Here is a 2,872-nt window from a genome sequence, read left to right on the forward strand (position 1 = left end):
ATCACCAGCGTCGTCTCCGGCACCCGCCGCGGGCGCGCGGAAGCGGAGGCGGAGGCCGTACCGCCCGAGGATGAATCGAGTCCGGACCGAGAAGACCGAGAGGGAGGCCGGTAGTGGCCGGAACCATATCCAGGTTGCCCGACGTTGGATGGATGCTGCGTCCGCTGACCGGTATCCCCGGGGTGCGGCACGCCGTCGTCGTTTCGCAGGACGGCCTGCGCATGGGCCACGACTCCGCCGAGGGACTGACCGGCGAGGTGTCCCGGCTCGGGGTGGACGAGGCCGAGTCGCTGGCCGCCGCCTGTGCCGCGCTCACGGTCACCAGCCAGTCCACGGTGTCGCTGCTGTTCGGCGACGAGGCCGGGGTGCGGCAGCTGATGATCGAGTCCGACAGCGGGTTCGTGCTGTTCACCTCGGCCGGTCAGGGCGCCTCGCTGGGGGTGGCCACCGATACGGAGGCGGATGTGGGCCTGGTGGCCCAGCAGATGCAGTTACTGGTCGCGAAGATCGGTGCCCATCTGAGCAGCCGGCCGCGGGAGCCGATGGGCCGCCCGACGTCATGAGCCGGCCCGGCGAGGAACGCACCACGGCCGCGGTGCGCCCCTATGTGATCACACGGGGGCGCGCCGGTTCCTCACGGGATGCTCTGCCGCTGGAAACACTTGTCGTGACGTCCGGGAGCGGGCTGCCGCCGCATCTCCAGCCCGAGTACCGGCGGATCGCCGACTTCTGCCAGGGGCTGCTGTCGGTGGCGGAGGTCGCCGCCCATCTGGGTCAGCCACCGGCCGTGGTGCAGGTGCTGCTCGCGGATCTCATCGACTGGGGGCACATCGTGGCGCGTCCGCCGATCCGGGTGGTCAAGCGAAAACGTGCCGATTTGGACTTGCTGAGGAAGGTGCTCGATGGGCTTGAGAGCAAGCTCTGAGATCTCGATGGCCGGTACGGACGGCACAACCAGGACCGACCACACGGCCCACCCGGGCCACGCGGACCGCACGATCCGCACAGACCGCACGACCCGCACAGACCACACCCACGAGACAGGCGAGACGGGCGATACGGACGACATGGATGACATGGACGACACCCCCGTCATGTACGTGGAGTCCAGCGTGGCCGGGGCGGCCAAGATCCTGGTGGTCGGCCCGATGGGCGTCGGCAAGACCACGCTGATCGGCACGGTGTCGGAGATCAAGCCGCTCTCCACCGAGGCGACGATGAGCCAGGCCGGGGCCCGGCTCGACACCAAGGTGCGGCCGTCGAAGACCACGACCACCGTCGCGCTGGACTTCGGGCGGATCACCCTGGGCGGCGAGCTGGTGCTGTACCTCTTCGGCACCCCCGGCCAGCAGCGGTTCCTCCCCGCCTGGAAGGACCTGGCGCGCGGTGCGCTGGGCGCGCTCGCGCTGGTCGACACCCGCGATCTGGAGGCGTCCTTCGACGCGATCGGGCATCTGGAGGACCTGGATGTGCCGTTCTCCGTCGCCGTCAACGCCTTCCCGGACAGCACGCCGCACAACGAGGACGAGCTGCGCTCCGCGCTCGATCTGCTCCCGCACACCCCACTGGTCATCTGTGACGCCCGGGAGCACAAGTCCTCGGTGCAGGCGCTGATCTCGCTCGTCTCGCATCTGATCGAGACGCTGACGGAGGCGTCATGACCGCCCGGGCCGCGTCCCGGGTGCCGCTGTACGGGACCGCGCTCGACGGTCCGCTCACCGAGCTGTACGAGCGGATGCGGCGCGACCACGGTCCGGTGGTCCCGGTGGAGATCGCGCCCCGGGTCGAGGCATGGCTGGTCATCGGCCACCGTGAGCTGCTCCATCTCACCCGCGACGAGCAGTACTTCTCGCATGACCCACGCCGCTGGACCCCGCTGCGCGAGGGCCGGGTGGCGGCCGACTCGCCGCTGATGCCGCTGGTGGGCTGGCGCCCGGCGCTGCTGTTCGCCGACGGCACGGCGCACCGCCGGATGCGCTCGGCGGTGGCCGACGCGCTGGGGCGGGTCAACGGCCATGAGCTGATCCGCAGAGTGCGGGCCGCCGCGGAGCGGCTGGTCGCCGGGTTCGCCGACCAGCACGCGGCGGATCTGGTCGAGCAGTACGCCCGCCTCCTGCCGCTGCAGGTCGTCACCGAACTGCTGGGCCTCGACGAGGAGAACGGGGCCCGGCTGGTCGAGACGCTCACCACGATCGTCGCCCCGACCGTGGCCGCCACCGGCGCCAACAAGCGGATGGGCCAGATCCTGCTCCAGCTGATCGCCGGGAAGAAGCGGCGGCCGGGCGCGGATCTGACGTCCTGGCTGCTGGAGCACCCCGTCGGGCTCAGCGACGAGGAAGTACTGCACAACCTCGTGGTGATCATCGTCGCGGGCAACAACACCACCGTGAACTGGATCGCCTCCACGCTCCAGATCCTGCTCACCGACCCCGCGTTCCGCTCCTCGCTGGCCCGTGGCCACCTCACCGTGGACGACGCGCTGGACCTGGTGCTGTGGCGCCAGCCGCCCACCCAGAACTTCCCCGGCCGCTACGCCACCCGCGATCTGCGCTTCGGCGGCCAGGACATCCGCGCCGGGGACATGCTCATCCTGGGCCTCGCGGGCGCCAACGCGGACCCGGAGGTGCTGCCCGAGGACGGGCGTCCGGTGGTCGGCAACCGCTCGTACCTCGCCTTCGGGGCGGGCCCGCACGGCTGCCCGGCGCGGGATCCGGCCCGGCTGATCACCCGTACCGCCGTGGACACGCTGCGCCACCGGCTGCCGGATATCGAGATCGCGGTGCCGGAGGAGCAGCTTCCGTGGATCACCTCGCCGTGGTCGAAGGGCCTGGCCAAGCTGCCGGTGCGGTTCTCCGCGCCGCAGCTCGCCGCC

Annotated in this window: 4 protein-coding genes; all 4 read left to right on the top strand. The window is 71.0% G+C overall.

From position 1 onward, the window contains the following. Positions 1 to 113 precede the first annotated feature (113 nt). A complete protein-coding gene (locus tag GWI24_RS42985; protein WP_210951448.1) occupies positions 114 to 563 on the top strand; it encodes a roadblock/LC7 domain-containing protein in 450 nt (149 codons plus the stop codon). Then, entirely contained in the window at positions 560 to 925 is a 366-nt protein-coding gene (locus GWI24_RS42990) for a DUF742 domain-containing protein (RefSeq protein ID WP_210951449.1), read from the top strand. The genes GWI24_RS42985 and GWI24_RS42990 overlap by 4 nt, the downstream gene beginning before the upstream one ends. A 142-nt stretch (positions 926 to 1,067) precedes the next feature. Next, on the top strand, positions 1,068 to 1,661 hold the full coding sequence (locus GWI24_RS42995; protein WP_374103410.1) for an ATP/GTP-binding protein: 594 nt from the start codon (positions 1,068 to 1,070) through the stop codon (positions 1,659 to 1,661). Continuing rightward, positions 1,658 to 2,872: cytochrome P450 (locus GWI24_RS43000; protein WP_210951450.1), on the top strand; the 1,215-nt coding region annotated here is incomplete at its 3' end. The genes GWI24_RS42995 and GWI24_RS43000, both read left to right, overlap by 4 nt.

Source organism: Streptomyces sp. MK37H, assembly GCF_018035285.1.
Lineage (GTDB): Bacteria > Actinomycetota > Actinomycetes > Streptomycetales > Streptomycetaceae > Streptomyces > Streptomyces endocoffeicus.

Excerpts from the sequence above, each read along its gene's own strand:
- GWI24_RS42995 (WP_374103410.1), top strand. The coding sequence starts at position 1,068 with ATGGATGACATGGACGACACCCCCGTCATGTACGTGGAGTCCAGCGTG.
- GWI24_RS42990 (WP_210951449.1), top strand. The coding sequence starts at position 560 with ATGAGCCGGCCCGGCGAGGAACGCACCACGGCCGCGGTGCGCCCCTAT.